The sequence below is a fragment of the Aliiroseovarius crassostreae genome, assembly GCF_049803815.1.
Taxonomy (GTDB): domain Bacteria; phylum Pseudomonadota; class Alphaproteobacteria; order Rhodobacterales; family Rhodobacteraceae; genus Aliiroseovarius; species Aliiroseovarius crassostreae_A.
Genome location: NZ_JBNAGI010000004.1, coordinates 84,560 through 103,217, shown reverse-complemented (window position 1 = coordinate 103,217; position 18,658 = coordinate 84,560). Strand labels below are relative to the sequence as shown.

The following is an 18,658-nucleotide window of genomic DNA, read 5'->3' as shown; positions in this document are numbered from 1 at the left end:
GGACCCTACCCCAAACGGTCGATCCGCGTCGAGAGGTGGATCAGGCTTTCCGATCCTTTCACCCCGTCAATTTCGCCAATCACATCCAAAGCCGCGTCCAGATGGGCGGTGGATGACGCGGTCAGTTGCAGCACCATGTCAAACCGGCCGGACGCCGTGTGCGCGATTTCTACCTGTGGAAGTGTTTTGAGGCGCGCCACAACCGCAGCAGCGGAACGGGGTTCAATTGAAATCAGCACCGTGGCTCGAATCATGTCCCCGCGTGCTGCATCGCCCAGCTTCAACGCGTAACCCGCGATGATTCCCTTTTCTTCCAGGCGTTCGATCCGCGCCTGCACCGTTGAGCGCGCAAGCCCCAGGCGCCGTGCCAGCGTTGCCACCGGCATTCGGGCATTTTGTTCCAGCTGCGCAATTAGTTCACGGTCTGTGTCGTCCATTTGCCACCTATATCCGTCATTTCGCCCGTTAATTATCGTCAAATCGTTCGATGTGACACTAGCAATTGACGGGGCGGATCGGAATAGTAAATAGACCACCTCGCGCGAAAGGACGGATATGAGCAAACAACCCTTCATTTGGACCACAGCCCTGTCACATCTCAGGACAGAAGCCCCTTTGGGGCCGGTGATGTATTTTTCGCCCACCGTGCTGCAGGCCACGGCGCGCCGGTTCATGGCCGGGTTCGAAGGGTTGGTGACCTATGCGGTCAAGGCCAACGACACGCCGGTGGTGTTGGAAAATCTTGTGGCGGCGGGGCTGAAGGCCTTTGATGTGGCCAGCCCCGCGGAAATGCGCGCGCTGCGGGCCGTATCGCCTGACGTGGTGATGCATTACAACAATCCGGTGCGCAGCCCGGATGAGATCGCCGCGGCGGTCGAGCTGGGCGTGGCCTCTTATTCGGTGGATTCGGTCAACGAGTTTGAAAAACTGCGCGCCCGTGTCCCTGCCGAAGGGGTTGAGATTACCGTGCGCCTGTGTCTGCCGGTGGATGGGGCCGCCTATCATTTCGGCGAAAAATTCGGGGCGGATCCGGAAAAGGCCGCAGATCTTTTGAAACGTGTGAAAGCGGCGGGTTTCATCCCGTCGATGACCTTTCACCCCGGCACCCAATGCGCCGATCCGAAGGCCTGGGTGCATTACATCGAAACCTGTGCGGACATCGCCGAAGCATCTGGCGTGCGCCTTGCCCGTCTGAATGTGGGCGGAGGCTTTGCCTCGAACCGGGGTGTGGTGCCGGATCTGGAAGCGATCTTTGCTGCGATCCGCGCGGCTGTGAAAACCAGCTTTGGCCCGGATGCGCCGCTGTTGGTCTGTGAACCGGGCCGTGCGATGGTGGCCGAAGCGTTCACGCTTGCCACCCGCGTCAAAGCGATCCGTGACAATGGCGATGTGTTCCTGAATGACGGGATCTATGGCGCGCTGGCCGAAGCGCTGCAAATCGGTACGATAGATCGCCTGCGGGCCCTGCGCCCGGATGGAAGCGCCCTTTCCGGGCCGGTCTCGCCGCGTGTGCTTTACGGCCCGACCTGCGATTCCATCGATCGCCTGCCGGACCCGATGCCGGTGCCCGATGCGATGGTCGAAGGGGATCTGATCCTGTTTGAGGGCATGGGGGCCTATTCCATGGCCACGGTCACCCGGTTCAACGGCTACGGTGCCATTGAGCTTGTCACGGTGCAGGAACTGGCGTTCTGATTGGCGTGTCCTGCGCGACCGACGGGGCCGAGATCAGGTCATTTTCATGATGATACAGGTGGTGGAGCCGGTCGCATAAAGCCGCCCGTCTTCCACCCCGCGCAGCTCTCCCGTAGCGACGCCGGTTGACCGCCCTGCATGTTGCGTGATGCCGATGGCCTCTACTTCGGTCCCCGGGCGAATGGGGCGTACGATATTCACCTTGTATTCCAACGTGGTATAGACCGATCCCCGTGGCACCTTGGTCATCACGGCGCAGGCCATGCAACTGTCCAAAAGTGTGCCATACCAGCCGCCATGCACCGTGCCCATCGGGTTGCAATGGTCAAATTCCGGCGTGCCGCGAAATACAACTTTGCCGTCTTCGACCAGATGCAAAGCGTAGTTCAGACTGACAGAAATCGGTGGGCGGGGCAGGGTGCCTGCGAGCATGCCCTGCATGAATTCCAGCCCTGAAATCCGGGTCAGCTCCTCGCCGGTCAAAAGCTCTTCCATGGATGTTGCGGTCTGCATGTTGCCCTCGTGATCCCGTCGCCGCATCAGGGTGCGATCGACGGGGGGGAGAGGCAAGTGTGACGCAGCGGCGTTTTCGGTCAACTGAAACCGGGCGGGGCGGGGACTGGCAAAACAAAGGGCGCGGCTGTGTCGCATAAAGCACCGCGCCCCTTGCCGGGAAAGCCATGTTTGCCCATCACCCGGGCGTGCGGCCGTCAGGCCACATTTTGCAGCTGCACTTTCGGTGTGACGCCCAGTGCATGACAGACTTCGCGCGTCAGGGCGGGTTTGTTCAGGGTGTAAAAGTGCAGATCCTGCACCCCTTCGTCCATCAGGTCGGAACAGAGTTCGGTGCACAGCGCGGTGGACAGCAGCTCTTCGCGCCCGTCCCGCTTGGCCTTGGCGAAAGCGTCATCCAGCCACTTGGGCACCTGGGTGCCACAGCGGGCGGCGAATTTCTTCACCCCGTTCCAGTTCTCGATCGGCAGGATGCCCGGAATGATCGGCACGTTGATCCCGGCCGTCACGCAGGCATCGCGAAAGCGCAGGAAGGTGTCTGCCTCGAAAAAGAACTGGGTGATCGCAGAGTTCGCCCCCGCATCGACCTTTTTCTTCAGCCAATCCACGCATTCCTGCAGATTGTCGGCCTCGGGGTGGGGTTCGGGATAGGCACCGACACGGATATGGAAATCACCCGCATCAGACAGCGCTTCCACCAGCTCGACCGAGCTTGCAAACCCGTCTTTGTGGGCGGTGAAACGGTCAGACCCTTTGGGCGGGTCACCGCGCAGGGCAACAATGTCGGTGACGCCCAGCTTGGCGTAGTCGCGGGCGATTTGAAGGGTCTCTTCGCGCGAGGCGTCCACGCAGGTCAGATGCGCAGCCACGTTCAGCCCATATTGCTTGTGAATCACCCCCACCGCGTCATGGGTCAGATCGCGGGTGGTGCCGCCTGCGCCATAGGTGACGGAGACAAAATTCGGGTCCATCGGGGCCAGATCGCGCACGGTGTCCCAAAGGCGCCAGCTCGCTTCAAGCGACTGCGGCGGGAAAAACTCGAAAGAGATATTCGGCGTGGTCATTTTGGCCTCACAAATGGTGGTCTTTGTTGGTGCAGCCCTTGTGCCGGATTTTGATTTGTGAGACAAACTCATAATTCTCACGAAGAATATGAAAGCTGCACATGTATCTGGAATTTCGCCATCTGCGCACCATCCGCGCCATTCACCAAGCGGGCAATCTGGCCCGGGCGGCGGATATGTTGCACATCACCCAATCGGCACTGAGCCACCAGATCAAGGGGTTGGAGGAGCAGGTGGGGATGGAACTGTTTCATCGCCGCACCAAGCCGATGAAGCTCTCTCCCGCGGGCATGAAACTGTTGCGCCTGTCCGAACGGGTATTGCCGGAAATCGCCGCCATTGAGGAAGAGTTCCGCGCGCTGCATGAGGGCCGGTCGGGGCGTCTGCACATCGCCATCGAATGCCATGCCTGTTTTGATTGGCTGTTTCCGGTGCTGGATAAATTGCGTCATGCCTGGCCCGAAGTGGATCTGGACATCCGACAACGGCTGGCCTTTGACGCAATGGAAGCCCTACGCCGCGAAGAGGTGGATTTCGTGATCACTTCGGATCCGGTGGAGCTGCCCGGGATCACCTTTTCCCCGCTTTTTGATTACGAACCACGCTTTGTGGCGGCCGCCAACCATCCTCTGGCCGCGCGAGATTTCATCGAGGCCGAAGATTTCGAAGAAGAGATGGTTCTGACCTATCCGGTGGATCGCGCCAAAAGTGACCTTTTCTCAACCCTGCTGACCCCAGCGCGGGTGGAACCGCGTGCCGTCAGACAGGTCGAGATGACCGAGGTGATCCTGATGCTGGTGGCCGCAGGACGGGGTGTGGCGGTAATGCCCGACTGGGTGCTGCGCTCGGTCAAATCCAACCCGGATTACGTGACCAAACGCCTGACCCCCAAGGGCCTGTCAAAACGCATGTACGCGGCCACCCGCGAAGAGGATACGATGGTGCCCTTCATGGCGCATATGATCCGTTTGTGCCGGTCGGAGCCGGTAAAATTGCAGCGATAAACCCGATGTGACGCAAAATGCATGGCCCCTATGCGTTTTTCGTAGCCGATTCAGCATAAGAAAACTTGGCAACGGGCCGCGCAGGGCTTATACGCGCGTTCTGATACAAAGGAGCCCTTCCCATGCAGTTCAGCGCCAACCTCAACGTGATGATCAAAGCCGCCCGCAAGGCTGGTCGCAGCCTGGTGAAGGATTTCCGCGAGGTTGAGAACCTTCAGGTGTCGATGAAAGGGGCCGGTGACTTTGTCAGCCGCGCGGATATCGCTGCTGAAAAGATCATTCGTGAAGAACTGATGGAAGCGCGCCCCAACTATGGTTGGCTGGCCGAAGAGGGCGGCGAAGCGGAAGGCAAGGATCCGACCCGACGCTGGATTGTCGACCCGCTGGATGGCACCACCAATTTCCTGCACGGTCTGCCGCACTGGGCGATCTCGATTGCACTGGAACACAAGGGCGAGATTGTTGCCGGGGTGATCTTTGATGCCGCCAAGGACGAAATGTTCATGGCCGAAAAAGGGGCAGGTGCATGGCTCAATCAAAGCCGCCTGCGCGCCTCTGGCCGCTCGCGCATGATCGAAAGCCTGTTTGCCACGGGTTTGCCTTTTGGGGGCCGTTCTGATCTGCCGGAAACCCTGCAGGACTTGGCTCGCCTGCTGCCAGCAACTGCTGGTGTGCGCCGCTTTGGGGCCGCTTCGCTGGACCTCGCCTATGTGGCGGCGGGGCGTTACGACGGGTTCTGGGAACGCCGCCTGAACGCCTGGGATCTGGCGGCCGGTCTGGTGATCGCCAAGGAAGCAGGTGCCCTGGTTGAACCGATTGACCCGGCGGGCGACATCCTGTCGGATGGTGAAGTGATCGTCGCCAACGAACCAATCTTTGAAAAGTTTGCCACCGTGATCCGGGGCTGATCACAGTGACAGGCGGTCCAAAGCGCACCTACCGCATTATTTCCAACCCATCACCACAGTTTTGTCGCAATTGCCCGGCAAAACAGTTGCATGGAACAAGTGTATAATCATTTCACCCGATTTCGCAGTTTTCAGCGAGATGAAGATGGCGCAACCACGGTCGATTGGGTCGTGTTGACGGCAACAGTTGTATTCCTCGGCATGGGAGTGACTTTTGTCGTAAACGCGAATATTCCCGGTCTGGCCCACAAAACCAGTTCCGTGATCGCCAATCAACCGTTGGGTGAGTGACGCCCGACTTCAGAAAATCGTCAGTGTGCGCCGAAAGCGTTTCGACTTATTGTTGAGATACAATACTGCGGCGAAACGATCGAAACCCATTGATGTTGCGGGCGTTTTGGAAACAACGTCTGACTCAGGTTTGTCTCGAAACGCTTTCGCTCACTTTCGTTTGCCCCGGGTCACACCGGGAATACGGCTTTGTTGAAACTGATAGTGGGCCACCGGGTGATCCGGGTGCCCCTGCGTGATGCGCCAGTAATCCGGTCCCCCCAGACGTCGCCAATAGGGCAGCATCGCCAGGAACCCCACGACAAACCCGCCAATATGCGCCCAATAGGCCACGCCGCCTTGCGCGCCGATGCTGGCGACGCCGCCCCACAGCTGTAGCGCAAACCAGATCAGCAGCATGACCCAGGCGGGAAAGGGGATGATCTTGAAGATGATCACGATGATGAACAGCACATCCACCTGCGCGCGGGGAAACAGCAAAAGATAGCCGCCCATGATCCCGGCAATGGCACCGGATGCCCCCACAATGGGCACGGTGCTGCCCGGGTCGGCCAGGATCTGCACCAGCGACGCCCCGATCCCTGCGGCCAGGTAGAATAGCAAAAACCGCACATGGCCGAGAATATCTTCCAGATTGTCGCCGAAAATCCAGAGAAACAGCATATTGCCGGCGAAATGCAAAAACCCGCCATGCACGAAGATCGAGGTCACTAGCGTGTCCAGACCGTCCCCCGCCAACACAAATTGCGGCACGGCACCCCAAGTGTAATACACCGCGGCCAACGCGCCTTCATCGCCGCGCAGCGGCCACATGGCCAGAAACACAATCAGGTTCAGCCCCATAAGGGCAAAGGTCACGTAAGGAACACGCAAGGACGGGTTGTGATCTCGTATCGGCAGCATGGGCCGATACGAGAGGTTTTTTTGAGCAAGGTCAAGCCTTTGCGCGCGCTTCTTCGGCCTGTTGCGACGACAGCTGCAAAAGCTCGGCATTTCCGCCCGAGGCGGTCAGATCGACACAGAGGTGGCGTTCATGCCAGACGTCATTCACCGTGACGGGCCCGGTGATCAGCGGCAGAATTGTGCCTTTGCGCGCGGCCAGCGCCCTATCATAAACGCGGGCCTGATCTGCATCGCCGTCCCAGATCGCCCCGCCGATATCGGTGCGGGTGGTCAGCTCAGAAGGCGCGATCCCTTCAGCCAGTTCCGCCTCGCCACCCAAAGCGCGCACCGCCTTGGCTTGCCCCTCGGCATTCGGCCCGAGACAGAGGATGGTCGCGCGTTTGTGCATGGTCAGGCGGTTCAGCTCGCCGGTCGGGCCGGGCAATTGTTGTTCCATAACCTCGGGGGCGGTGCCGGTCTCGGCGGGGTGGCTGAACCGTTTGAGGTACAGCGGCCCACCTGCCTTGGGGCCCGTGCCCGAAAGCCCTTCGCCCCCAAAAGGTTGCGAGCCGACAACCGCGCCAATCTGGTTGCGGTTCACATAAATATTGCCCGCGCAGACCCGCTCCGCCACATGCTGCACCCGCGCGTCAATCCGCGTGTGCAGGCCGAAGGTCAGGCCATATCCGGTGCCGTTCACCGCATCAATCACCTTGTCCAGCGCGTCTGCCTTGAAGGTGCACAGATGCAGAACAGGGCCAAAGATTTCTCGCTCCAGATCGGTGATGCTGTCGATCCTGATAATCACCGGCGGCATGAAATGCCCCTTCGCGGGGGCGGTGCCTTCATAAATCACGCGGCCTTCGGCGCGGGCGGCCTCCACATGAGCGCGGATGCCGGCGAGGGCCTCGTCGTCAATCACCGGACCGATGTCGGTGGACAGGTCCCAGGGGTTGCCCATCACCATTTCTTCGGTCGCGCCGATCAGCATGTCGGTCATCGTTTTGGCCACGTCTTCCTGCACGTAAAGGCAGCGAAGCGCGGAGCAGCGCTGACCGGCGGATTGGAAGCTCGACGCCGTGATGTCACGTACGGCCTGTTCCGGCAACGCGGTGCTGTCGACGATCATCGCGTTCAGACCGCCGGTTTCGGCGATGAACGGCGCGCCGGGGTCAAGATGTTCGGCCATTGAACGGCGGATGATCTGTGCCGTGTCCGTGCCACCGGTGAAGGCCACGCCATCCACGCGGGCATCCGACGTCAGTGCCGCGCCCACTGTGGCGCCATCGCCGGGCAGAAGTTGCAGCACCTCGCGCGGCACCCCGGCCTCGTGCAGCAGCTTGACCGCCTCATGGGCGATCAGCCCGGTTTGTTCAGCCGGTTTCGCCAGCACCCCATTGCCCGCGGCCAGAGCGCCCGCAATCTGGCCGGTGAAAATGGCCAGCGGGAAGTTCCAGGGCGAAATACAGGTGAAAATGCCGCGCGCAGGCGTGGTCATATTGTGCAGCTCTTTTCCATAATAGCGCAGGAAATCAACCGCTTCGCGCAGTTCGTTCATGGCGTCCATCATGGATTTCCCCGCCTCGCGCGCCAAAAGCGCATAGAAGAGGCCAAGGTGGTCTTCGTAAAGATCCGCCGCTTTGTTCAGGATCGCCGACCGGTCTTCGGGCGAGGCATCCCAGGGTTTGGCGGCGGCCAGAGCGGCCTCGCAATCGGCGGCGCTGGCCCAGGTGATCTGGCCGACGGGCTCTTCGGTGGCCGGGTTCTTCACGTCAACAACCGGGCCGCCGGACGCAGAGGCCGCCAGCAAGGGCGCTGCGGTGAACTGCCTGTCCTGATGTGGCGCACGGGCCGCGTCGATCATTTGCAGATGCGGCTCATGGGTCAGATCATAGCCGTTGGAGTTTTCGCGCCCCGGGAACAGATCCGGCCCTTTGGCAATCGCGGGGGCGGGTTGGCTCAATTGGTCAAACGGGCAGGTGGCAACCACTTCTGGCGGCACCTCGTCATCGACGATCTGGTTCACGAAGGACGAGTTCGCGCCGTTTTCCAGCAAACGCCGCACCAGATAGGCCAGCAGATCGCGGTGTGCCCCCACCGGCGCGTAGATCCGGCAGCGGGTGTTGTTTTGTTCCATGACCAGCGTGTGCAGCGCCTCGCCCATCCCGTGCAGGCGTTGGAATTCGTAATCGCGTGGGCCGGCCCCGGTGTCATCCGCCAGATGCAGCACGGCGGCGGCAGTATGGGCGTTGTGGGTGGCAAATTGCGGATAGATCCGATCGCGCATGTCAAAGAGTTTGCGCGCGTTGGCAATATAGCTCACGTCGGTTGCGGTCTTCGAGGTGAAGAGCGGGAAATCCTCCAGCCCCATCACCTGGGCGCGCTTGATTTCCGTGTCCCAATAGGCGCCCTTCACCAGCCGGACCATGATCTTGCGGTCGTATTTCTCGGCCATCTCGTAAAGCGCATCCAATGCCTGACCCGCGCGCAGACCGTAGGCCTGCACCACCACGCCAAAGCCGTCCCACCCGGCAAGGGTCTGATCGGCCAGAACGGCGTCGATCACTTCAAAGGACAGCGACAGACGGTCGGCCTCTTCCGCATCGATGTTGAACCCCATCTGCGCCTCTTTGGCGAGACGGGCCAGTGTGGTGACACGCGGCACCAGCTCTTTCATCACACGGGCGCGCTGGGCCACTTCGTAGCGGGGAAAGAGGGCAGAGAGCTTCACTGAAATGCCCGGATTGCTGCGGATGTCCTTCGAGGTGCAGTTTTCCGCAATCTCGGAAATCGCATTGGCATAGGCCATCTGATAGCGGCGGGCATCCGCATCGGTCAGCGCCGCTTCGCCCAGCATGTCGTAGGAATAGGTAAAGCCCTTTTCCTCCATTTTTGACCCGCGTTTCATCGCGTCCTGAATATCTTGCCCCAGCACAAACTGGCTGCCCATTTCGCGCATGGCGCGGGCCACGGCGGTGCGGATCACCGGTTCACCCAGCCGTTTCACGGCGGCGCGCAGGCTGCCGACGATGCCCGGTTCACGGTCGTCCAGCACCTTGCCGGTGACCAGCAGCGCCCAGGTCGACGCATTGACCAGCGACGACGACGACCGGCCCAGATGCTTCTCCCAATCCGACGGTGCGATCTTGTCTTCGATCAGCGCATCAATGGTTTCCGCATCCGGCACACGAAGCAGCGCCTCGGCCAGGCACATCAGTGCAATGCCCTCGTCGGTCGACAGGCCGTATTCCGCCAGGAACACCTCCATCAGGCCGGGATTGTCCTGGGCGCGAATGGCGCGCACAAGATCGGCCCCCTTGGCGGAAATCTCCGCCCGGTCAGCGTCTGACAGGTTGGCCTGAGCGATCAGCGATGGCAGGAGAGTGTCCTGCGGGACATAGGTATTCTTGTCGAGCATGGCAGTCTTTCACACTTGAGTGGGGCTTTCCTTCATGCTACCCGCGAAATGGAAGGCGGAATGCCTGAATATTTCGTGGATGCAGTCGAAACGACTGAAGAAAGGCGTGATTTGTGGGAAAAGCGTGAAGTTGAACTGGATCGGTTCGATCTGGCCATCCTCGACCAGCTGTCCTCGGACGGGCGCGTGTCGATCACCGAGTTGGCGAACCGGATTGGCCTGTCGAAATCGCCAACCCAGGCGCGGGTAAAGCGGCTGGAAGCAGAAGGGGTGATCATCGGCTATCGCGCGCTGGTCGATCCGCTGCGCATTGGCCGTGATCACGTGGCCTTTGTTGAGGTGAAACTGACCGACACGCGCGAAGCCGCGTTGAAAGCCTTCAATGCCGCCGCCATCCGCATTCCTGAAGTCGAGGAATGCCACATGCTGGCCGCCCATTTCGATTACCTGCTGAAGGTGCGCTGCCGCAATATGCGCGATTTCCGCCGTGTGCTGGGCGAGGCGATTTCAACCCTGCCACATGTGGCGCAAAGTTCGACCCATGTGGCGATGCAGGCGGTGAAGGAAGAGGGGCAGGCGCTGCCCGAAGAGTGACGCCGGATGCTCACAGCTGGTTGATGTGACCGTGATTTTGGCCGGAAGCCCAAACATGTTATCCTTGCCGAATGATCAAACCTTCTGTCCATACCCTGTCGCTGTCAGCGGTTGTGTCTCTGTTTTTGCCCATTCAGGCCATGGCAGACACCTGTCCTGACCCGAGGGACATTTCGGATGAGATGGATGTGCTGCTATCTGATGTGCAATCCGCACGCACAGAGAGCGAAGCGCGGGTTTTCGTGAACCAGATGTGGGCCTTGTGGCGCGATGCCCCGGATGATTGGGCACAAGAATTGCTGCAGGAAGGGTCCGATCGCATTCGCATGTCTGACTATGCCGGGGCAGAGGCGGCGTTGAACGCGCTGGTGGAGTACTGTCCGAATTATGCGGAAGGGTACAATCAGCGTGCGTTCAGCCGATTTTTGTCCGGGCAGTTCGATCTTGCCCTGGCCGATCTGGACATGGCCCTGATGCTGCGCCCGCGCCATGTGGCGGCGATGGCCGGCCGGGTTTTGACCCTGCATGCGCTGGAGCGAGAGGACGAGGCGCAGGCCGCATTGCGCAAGGCGCTGGACCTGAATCCGTGGCTGCCGGAGCGCCACCTTCTGCGCAAACCGAAAGGGCAGGCGCTCTGACCGCCCCATGCACGCATTCCGGCCTTGCCCCCATGAAATCACACGCTATTGTCGCGCCACCGATCCAAGTGATCCAGGCGTGCCCGCGTGGTGGAATGGTAGACACAGGAGACTTAAAATCTCTAGGCCGGATAGGCCGTGCCGGTTCGAGTCCGGCCGCGGGTACCACTGATTTTCTCATCTTACGACCCATGAACGCCGCGATGATTTGCTGCGACGATTTGCTGTGGCAGATTGCCCTATAAGGGCTTGTAACCGCGTGGCTTTGCACCACATGGTAGAACAGGTGCCGCAAAGGGGGTGCCCGCTATGACAGACAGCCATTTGAAACCTTCACATGAACCGGCCCCCCTGCAAGGTGGGCGCGCGCCGGTCTTTCGTACCGAAGGCGTGACCAAGGTCTATCGCACGGGCGAGGTGGAGGTACACGCGCTGCGCGGGGTGGATGCATCCCTTTATGCGGGCGAGTTTACGGTTCTTCTGGGCGCGTCCGGATCCGGCAAATCCACGCTTCTGAATATTCTGGGCGGGCTGGACACGGCCACCTCGGGGCGGGTGTGGTTTCGCGACATGGATCTGACCCAGATGTCCGACCGGGCGCTGACCCGGTATCGCCGCGACCATGTGGGGTTTGTTTTTCAGTTCTACAATATTGTGCCTTCGTTGACCGCACGCGAAAACGTGGCGCTGGTCACGGAAATTGCCGATGATCCCATGTCGCCGGAAGAGGCGCTGGACCGTGCGGGGCTGTCGCATCGGATGGATCACTTTCCGGCGGAAATGTCCGGGGGCGAGCAGCAACGCGTGGCCATTGCGCGCGCCATTGCCAAACGCCCCGAGGTGCTGTTGTGTGACGAACCCACCGGCGCGCTCGACAGCAAAACCGGGGTGCAGGTGCTTGAGGCCTTGGAAAGTGTCAACCGCGAGCTTGGCACCTCGACCATCGTGATCACCCACAACGCGGGCATTCAGGCGATGGCGCATCGGGTCATTCGGTTTGCTGATGGCACGATCAGCGAGGTGCAGACCAACGCGCACCGCATATCCCCAGCCGAGATCGAATGGTGATGTGATGCAGGCGCTGGATCGAAAACTCCTGCGAGATCTCGCGCGGTTATGGTCGCAAAGCCTGGCGATTGCGATGGTGCTTGGGGTGGGCGTTGCGATCATGGTGATGATGGCGGGGGCCGAACGGTCGCTGCGCGAGACGCGCGATACATTTTACGAACGCAACAGTTTTGCCCAGATCTTTGCCACGGTCACCCGCGCCCCGAAGGACCTGTTGGGCCGGATCGAAGCGATCGACGGTGTGGCGCGGGCCGAAACCCGGATCAGCCGCCACGCCATTCTGGACATTGATGGCATGACCGCCCCGGCCATGGGCCAGCTTTTGTCCTGGCCCACCGAAGGCGCGCGGCTTAATCGCCCCAGCCTGACCAGCGGGGCCTTCCCCGAACAGACCCAGACGGATGCGGTGGTGGTGAATGACAGTTTCGCCAAGGCAAATGGGTTTGCTGTGGGCGACCGGTTTCACGCGGTGATCAATGGCCAGCTCAGGGCGCTGACCCTCGTGGGCACCGCGCTCAGCCCCGAGTTTATCTACACCATTGGCCCCGGATCGATCATGCCCGATGACCGCCGGTTTGGTGTGATCTGGATGGGGGAAGATGCGCTTGCCTCGGCCTTCAACCTGACCGGGGCGTTCAATGATATCAGCCTGGTGGTGGAACGGACCGGGGACCAGAACGAGATCATCCGCCAGCTTGACCTGATCCTTGCGCCTTACGGTGGCACCGGGGCCTATCTGCGCAAGGACCAGCAATCCAACACGTTCCTGGATGCCGAACTCACGCAATTGTCCAGCATGATCAAGGTGGTGCCGCCGATCTTCCTGATCATTTCGGCCTTTCTGGTGAACATGGTGCTGGGGCGGCTGATTGCGCTGGAACGCGAACAGATCGGGTTGTTGATGGCGCTGGGCTATCATAGACCAGAGATCGCTTGGCATTACATCAAGATGTCGCTTGTGATCGGCGCGGTCGGGGTGGCGCTGGGCTGGGGCTTTGGCCTGTGGGCCGGGCGCGGCATCGCGGTGCTTTATGCGCAATTCTTCCACTTTCCCTATCTGGTCTACGTGCCATACCCCTCGGTTTATGCGCTGTCGGCGCTGGCGGGGTTGGCGGCGGCCATGCTGGGGGCGGTGTTCGCGGTGCGCAAGGCGGTCGGGCTGACGCCGGCCGTGGCGATGGCCCCCCCCGCGCCGACCCGTTATCGCGCAGGCTGGATGGACCGGATGATCCACCTGATGCGGTTGCGCCAAACCAGCATGATGATCTGGCGCTCGCTGTCGCGCTGGCCGATCCGCGCGGCGCTGACCACGCTGGGCATCGCCACATCCGCCGCGGTCATGGTGGCCGCGATGTTCATGTTCGACGCGATGGACGCGTTGATGGACAAGGCTTTCGTGCAGCTCAACCGGCAGGATGCGGTGCTCAGCTTTGCCTCGGAACGTCCTGCAAGTGTGATCGACGATGTGGATCATCTGCCGGGTGTCATGGCCAGTGAAGCGGTCTGGGCGATGCCTGTTCGGCTGCGCAATGGTCAGTTCAGCAAACGCACCGCGCTGGAGGCGCGCGAAGCGGGCGCGGACCTGACCCACCTTTTGTCGGAACAGGATCACCCGATTTCGCCGGGCAGCGGTGTGGTGCTGACCCGCCGTCTGGCCCGCCAATTGGACCTCTCACTAGGCCAAATGGTCACGATCACGTTTCCCACCCTGGGCGAAGGCACCCATGTGCTGCCGGTTGTGGGCTATGCGGCGCAGAGCTTTGGCATGGGGGCCTATGTCACGCCCGACACGCTTGCCCGGCTGACCGGGCTGGCGCCGCGGGTGAACCAGGTGAACCTGCTGGTCGACCCCGCCCGGTCGGACGAGCTGTTCGCGCTGGTCAAACGATTGCCCGCGGTGTCCGGCGTGGTGGAAATGTCCGCCATTCGCGACAGTTTCAATGACACGATTGGGCAAAACGCCGGGATGATGACCACGATCAATTCCCTCATGGCGGCGCTGATCGCGATTGGCGTGGTCTATAACTCGGCCCGGATCCAGCTGTCGGAACGCGCCCGCGAACTGGCCAGCCTGCGCATCCTTGGCTTCACCAAAGGCGAGGTGAGTTATGTGTTGCTGGGCGAGTTGGCCCTGCTGACCCTGATCGCGATCCCGATCGGATTGGGGATGGGCTACGGGCTGGCCTCGGGTATGGTTGCAGGATTTGAAAGCGATCTTTACGCCGTCCCCAACCAGATCACCCGCACCACCTATGCCCGCGCGGCCTGGGTGGTGGGGGTGGCCTCAGCAGCGTCCGCGGCCATTGTCTGGCGCCGGATCGGTCGGATGGATCTTGTCGCCGTCATGAAAACAAGGGAGTGACCAGCATGTCTGGACAGCAAAGGAACAAAGGTCTGCGCAAAGTGGTCTGGGGCGGATTGGCCGTGGCGGCGCTGGCCGTCGCGATCTGGTTCACCCAACGCCCGGTGCCAGTGCCGGTCGATTTGGCTGAGGTCACGCGCGGCCCGCTTGAGGTCACGATCAACGCCGAAGGGCAGACCCGGATCCGTGACATTTATGACCTGTCGGCACCGGTCACCGGGCAACTGGCGCGCAGCCCGGTTGCGGTGGGGGACACCGTGGTGGCCGGGGAAACCATTGTGGGGCGGATTGCCCCCGGCGCCCCCGGGTTCCTGGATGATCGCGCCCGCGCCCAGGCCGAGGCCGCCGTGGCCCAGGCCGAAGCAGCCCTGTCGCTGGCCCAGTCCCAGATCGCCATGGCCGAAGCGGATCTTGGCCACGCCCAGGTCAACCTGAGCCGCCTTGTCGACCTTCATGCGCGCGGGACCGTGCCGCAGGCGCAGCTGGACGAGGCCGAGCTCGGCGTGGATCTGGCCGCCGCCAAGCTGGACGCCGCTCATGCGAGTTACGACATGCGCCAAGGCGAGCTGACGGCACAGCGGGCCACCTTGATCGAACCGGTCACGCGTGGGGCGGAGGTTGAAAACCCGGCCTGTTGTGTGGATCTGATCGCGCCCGTGTCGGGCACCGTGTTGAACGTCGCCCATGAAAGCGCGCGCATGGTGCAGGCGGGGGCCTCGATCCTGTCCATTGGCGAAACCAATGATCTGGAGATTGTCGCCGATCTTCTGTCATCAGACGCCGTGCGCCTTTCTCCCGGCGCGCCCGCCTATGTGGAACGTTGGGGCGGGGCAGGGGATCTGGCTGCCCATCTGCGCGTGGTTGAACCCGTGGGCTTTACCAAGCTTTCCGCGCTGGGCATCGAAGAACAGCGGGTAAAGGTGCTGCTTGAATTTGACAGCCCGAAAGAGGCCCGCAGCGCGCTGGGCCACGGGTTTCGCACCTATCTGCGAATCGTGGAATGGCGTGGCGAGGACGTGCTGCGCGTGCCGGTCTCGGCGCTCTTTCGCGACGGGGGCCGCTGGGCGGTCTATGTCGTGACCGCCGATCACGCCGGGCTGCGCCATGTCGAGATTGACCACCGCAACGAACGCTTTGCCGAGGTGACCGACGGTCTGGCGCCGGGCGACAGGGTGATCACCCATCCGGGCGACCGGATTGCAGATGGCGTGTTGATCGTGGACCGCGCCAGCCTGGCGGCGGAGGTCGCAAACTGACCATCGAACGGAATTGACAGGGCGTCCCAGAATCAGCCAAGGTCGCCTCATCCGCAGCGATGGCGTCGCTGCACCGGACACCGCCACATCCGCTGGGCAGGCCAAGACCTCTGGGCAGGCCCAGAATACGGGTCGGATCCCGAAGGGATTTGCGCGGTGAACCGGACCGGAGATCAACTGTCCTGAACGCCGGGGCATTGATTGGCCGGGCATGACCATCCCAAAGTCCCTCCCGGCCTCGGACATGGAGATGCTTATGCAACGTCCTCAATTCTTTGTTTGTGAAAATGGCGAAAAGGCCCCGCTGCCCTTCTCGAATGCCGAGTATGAACGCCGCCTGACCCAGCTGCGTGCGATCATGGCGGCGAAGGGGCTGGAGGCGGTTCTGTTCACCTCAATGCACAATATCGCCTATTATTCTGGCTTCCTGTACTGCGCGTTTGGCCGCCCTTATGGCTGCGTGGTGACCGCGGATCGCTGCACCACCATCAGCGCCAATATCGATGCGGGGCAGCCGTGGCGGCGCAGCTTTGGCGACAATGTGATCTACACCGACTGGGAGCGGAACAATTACTGGCGTGCGGTGCGTGATGTGGCCGGGGGGGCGACACATGTGGGCATTGAGGGCGATCACCTGACGCTCGCGCAACGTGCGCTGGCCGACGCGTTCCTGGGCGCCGAGTTTGTGGACATTGCCGGTGACACGATGCAGGCGCGCATGATCAAATCCGCCGAAGAAATCGCGCTGATCAAGGAAGGGGCCCGGGTGGCAGATATCGGCGGGGCGGCGATTCGCGATGCGATTCGTGTGGGCGCCCGCGAGATCGACATCGCCATGGCCGGGCGCGATGCGATGGAAGAGGAAATTGCCCGCGCGCACCCGAACAGCGAGATCCGCGACAGCTGGGTCTGGTTTCAATCCGGCATCAACACCGATGGCGCGCATAATCCGGTCACCACGCGCGAACTGAAAGCCGGTGACATCCTGTCGCTGAACACTTTCCCGATGATCTCGGGCTATTATACGGCGCTGGAGCGCACCCTCTTTATCGGTGACCCCGACAAGGAAAGCCTGCGGATCTGGGAGGCGAATGTCGCCGCGCATGAGCTGGGCCTAAGCCTGATCAAACCGGGCGCGACCTGTTCTGGCATCACCGCGGAAATCAACAAGTTTTTTGAGGCTGAGAACCTGCTTCAATACCGCTCGTTCGGCTATGGTCATTCGTTTGGTGTGCTGTCGCATTACTATGGGCGGGAAGCGGGGCTGGAACTGCGTGAAGATATCGACACGGTGCTGGAACCCGGCATGGTGGTGTCGATGGAACCGATGTTGTTCCTGCCGGAGGGCACCCCCGGGGCCGGGGGATACCGCGAACACGATATCCTGGTTGTGGAAGAGACGCATGCCGAGAACATCACCGGTTTTCCATACGGACCGGAACACAACATTGTTTGTGCGTAATTGTCTGTGCGTAAACCGGATTGAATGAACGGCTGGTCCTGCGACACGCGTTTTTAATCTCGATTGCGGATGAAAAACATCGTTTTTCGGGCAGATTCGATAAAAAATGTCGTGGGGCCAGCGATAAGGTCAGTGTGCAACAAGGGGTTGATGGTGTGCTACGGAATACCAGTATCGGATCCAATCTCTCCCAACACCTTGTCGTTAATGGACAAAAAATGTCGCTTTCCTGTTGCAATCCGCCGCTGCTTCGTGTTGGCTTTGGGATACGAACCAAAAGGCAGACCTAAGGGCAGCTAAGAACGCACCCGGAAAGCCGATAAAAATGATGCCTGTGATGCAAGTACAGGCGCTGCAACAGAGAGCCCGCACAGGGTACAGGGGGGTCACTTGACCGATACTGCTGCGAACGACGGTTTCGTCGTCTTTGATCGTGTTCAAAAAAGCTATGATGGCGTTAATCTGGTTGTGAAAGACCTCAACCTGTCGGTGGGCAAGGGCGAGTTTCTGACCATGCTTGGGCCGTCCGGGTCGGGCAAGACCACATGTCTGATGATGCTGGCCGGGTTTGAAACCGCGACCCATGGCGACATTCTTCTGGATGGCAAGCCGATCAACAACATCCCGCCGCATAAGCGCGGCATTGGCATGGTGTTTCAGAACTATGCCCTGTTCCCGCATATGACCATCGCCGAAAACCTGTCCTTTCCACTGGAAGTGCGCAAAATGGGCAAGTCTGAACGCGAGGCCAAGGTCAAACGTGCGTTGGACATGGTGGAGATGGGCGATTTTGGGGGGCGTCGTCCGGCCCAGCTCTCTGGTGGTCAACAACAGCGTGTGGCCCTGGCCCGAGCGCTGGTGTTTGAACCCGAACTGGTTCTGATGGATGAACCGCTGGGCGCGCTTGACAAGCAGCTGCGCGAAAAGATGCAGTTTGAAATCACCCATCTGGCGCACAGCCTGGGCATCACCACCGTCTACGTGACCCACGACCAGACCGAGGCGCTGACCATGTCGGACAATGTCGCCGTGTTTGACGATGGCCGCATTCAGCAGCTTGCCCCGCCGGACGAGCTTTACGAAAAGCCGCAAAACAGCTTTGTCGCGCAATTCATCGGGGAAAACAACACGTTGGAAGGTGTCGTGACCGAGATCTCCGGCGACACCTGCGTGGTGCGCCTGGATGACGGGGAAGAGCTGGATGCCACCCCGATCAACGTGTCGAAAGTGGGGGACCGCACCACCGTGTCGATCCGCCCGGAACGTGTTGAATACAATAAAGAACGCCTGCAGGAGGGCGCCCATACGCTGAAGGCCGAAGTGCTGGAATTCATCTATATGGGTGACATCTTCCGCACCCGTCTGCGCGTGGCCGGGAATGATGAGTTTATTATCAAAACCCGCAACGCCCCTGACGTGGAGCGTCTGGTCCCAGGCCAGCAGATCGAGATCGGCTGGCTGCCGCAGGATTGCCGCGCGCTGGACGCATAATTTGCCTTTGCT

Annotated in this window: 16 protein-coding genes and 1 tRNA gene; 12 read left to right on the top strand and 5 right to left on the bottom strand. The window is 60.9% G+C overall.

Annotated elements, in window-relative coordinates; translation table 11 throughout:
* Positions 1 to 5 precede the first annotated feature (5 nt).
* On the bottom strand, positions 6 to 437 hold the full coding sequence (locus ACP15V_RS12075) for an Lrp/AsnC family transcriptional regulator (protein WP_424943952.1): 432 nt from the start codon (positions 435 to 437) through the stop codon (positions 6 to 8).
* 118 nt (positions 438 to 555) lie between these two features.
* Between ACP15V_RS12075 and ACP15V_RS12070 the strand changes: the two genes are divergently transcribed.
* Positions 556 to 1,695 carry a type III PLP-dependent enzyme gene (locus tag ACP15V_RS12070; protein ID WP_424943951.1) on the top strand — a complete coding sequence of 380 codons (1,140 nt, stop codon included), beginning with the start codon at positions 556 to 558 and terminating at the stop codon, positions 1,693 to 1,695.
* 33 nt (positions 1,696 to 1,728) lie between these two features.
* Here the strand turns inward: ACP15V_RS12070 and ACP15V_RS12065 are convergent, their stop codons facing one another.
* Together ACP15V_RS12065 and metF are read right to left on the bottom strand one after the other, a co-directional pair.
* Complete coding sequence (locus tag ACP15V_RS12065; protein WP_424943950.1) at positions 1,729 to 2,208, bottom strand: PaaI family thioesterase; 480 nt, start codon at positions 2,206 to 2,208, stop codon at positions 1,729 to 1,731.
* Between the two features lie 197 nt (positions 2,209 to 2,405).
* Entirely contained in the window at positions 2,406 to 3,272 is an 867-nt protein-coding gene (gene metF, locus ACP15V_RS12060; RefSeq protein ID WP_424943949.1) for a methylenetetrahydrofolate reductase [NAD(P)H], read from the bottom strand.
* Positions 3,273 to 3,373: 101 nt separating this feature from the next.
* Between metF and ACP15V_RS12055 the strand changes: the two genes are divergently transcribed.
* The 3 genes from ACP15V_RS12055 to ACP15V_RS12045 all read left to right on the top strand — a co-directional run bounded on the left by ACP15V_RS12055 (position 3,374) and on the right by ACP15V_RS12045 (position 5,475).
* The gene (locus ACP15V_RS12055) at positions 3,374 to 4,276 is read left to right on the top strand and encodes a LysR family transcriptional regulator (RefSeq protein ID WP_424943948.1); all 903 of its coding nucleotides are present in this window, start codon (positions 3,374 to 3,376) and stop codon (positions 4,274 to 4,276) included.
* A 122-nt stretch (positions 4,277 to 4,398) separates the two neighbouring features.
* On the top strand, positions 4,399 to 5,184 hold the full coding sequence (locus ACP15V_RS12050; protein WP_424943947.1) for an inositol monophosphatase family protein: 786 nt from the start codon (positions 4,399 to 4,401) through the stop codon (positions 5,182 to 5,184).
* Positions 5,185 to 5,274: 90 nt separating this feature from the next.
* A complete protein-coding gene (locus ACP15V_RS12045) occupies positions 5,275 to 5,475 on the top strand; it encodes a hypothetical protein (protein WP_424943946.1) in 201 nt (66 codons plus the stop codon).
* Positions 5,476 to 5,625: 150 nt separating this feature from the next.
* Here ACP15V_RS12045 and ACP15V_RS12040 read toward each other — a convergent pair whose 3' ends face one another.
* Both ACP15V_RS12040 and putA read right to left on the bottom strand, forming a co-directional pair.
* A complete protein-coding gene (locus tag ACP15V_RS12040) occupies positions 5,626 to 6,378 on the bottom strand; it encodes a rhomboid family intramembrane serine protease (RefSeq protein WP_424943945.1) in 753 nt (250 codons plus the stop codon).
* Positions 6,379 to 6,409: 31 nt separating this feature from the next.
* Entirely contained in the window at positions 6,410 to 9,775 is a 3,366-nt protein-coding gene (gene putA, locus ACP15V_RS12035; RefSeq protein ID WP_424943944.1) for a bifunctional proline dehydrogenase/L-glutamate gamma-semialdehyde dehydrogenase PutA, read from the bottom strand.
* A 60-nt stretch (positions 9,776 to 9,835) separates the two neighbouring features.
* Here putA and ACP15V_RS12030 point away from each other — a divergent pair, with 60 nt between their 5' ends.
* The 8 genes from ACP15V_RS12030 to ACP15V_RS11995 all read left to right on the top strand — a co-directional run bounded on the left by ACP15V_RS12030 (position 9,836) and on the right by ACP15V_RS11995 (position 18,646).
* On the top strand, positions 9,836 to 10,369 hold the full coding sequence (locus tag ACP15V_RS12030; RefSeq protein WP_424943943.1) for an Lrp/AsnC family transcriptional regulator: 534 nt from the start codon (positions 9,836 to 9,838) through the stop codon (positions 10,367 to 10,369).
* Positions 10,370 to 10,440: 71 nt separating this feature from the next.
* On the top strand, positions 10,441 to 11,007 hold the full coding sequence (locus ACP15V_RS12025) for a tetratricopeptide repeat protein (protein WP_424943942.1): 567 nt from the start codon (positions 10,441 to 10,443) through the stop codon (positions 11,005 to 11,007).
* Positions 11,008 to 11,088: 81 nt separating this feature from the next.
* Positions 11,089 to 11,175: transfer RNA gene (locus ACP15V_RS12020), tRNA-Leu, on the top strand.
* 141 nt (positions 11,176 to 11,316) lie between these two features.
* Positions 11,317 to 12,075, top strand: a complete 759-nt coding sequence (locus ACP15V_RS12015) for an ABC transporter ATP-binding protein (protein ID WP_424943941.1) — start codon at positions 11,317 to 11,319, stop codon at positions 12,073 to 12,075.
* Positions 12,076 to 12,079: 4 nt separating this feature from the next.
* Complete coding sequence (locus tag ACP15V_RS12010) at positions 12,080 to 14,437, top strand: ABC transporter permease (RefSeq protein WP_424943940.1); 2,358 nt, start codon at positions 12,080 to 12,082, stop codon at positions 14,435 to 14,437.
* A gap of 5 nt (positions 14,438 to 14,442) precedes the next feature.
* Positions 14,443 to 15,693 carry an efflux RND transporter periplasmic adaptor subunit gene (locus ACP15V_RS12005; protein WP_424943939.1) on the top strand — a complete coding sequence of 417 codons (1,251 nt, stop codon included), beginning with the start codon at positions 14,443 to 14,445 and terminating at the stop codon, positions 15,691 to 15,693.
* A gap of 256 nt (positions 15,694 to 15,949) precedes the next feature.
* Positions 15,950 to 17,155 (top strand): aminopeptidase P family protein, encoded by a 1,206-nt coding sequence (locus ACP15V_RS12000; protein ID WP_424943938.1) that lies wholly within the window; start codon positions 15,950 to 15,952, stop codon positions 17,153 to 17,155.
* 390 nt (positions 17,156 to 17,545) lie between these two features.
* Positions 17,546 to 18,646, top strand: a complete 1,101-nt coding sequence (locus tag ACP15V_RS11995) for an ABC transporter ATP-binding protein (RefSeq protein ID WP_424943937.1) — start codon at positions 17,546 to 17,548, stop codon at positions 18,644 to 18,646.
* Positions 18,647 to 18,658 lie beyond the last annotated feature (12 nt).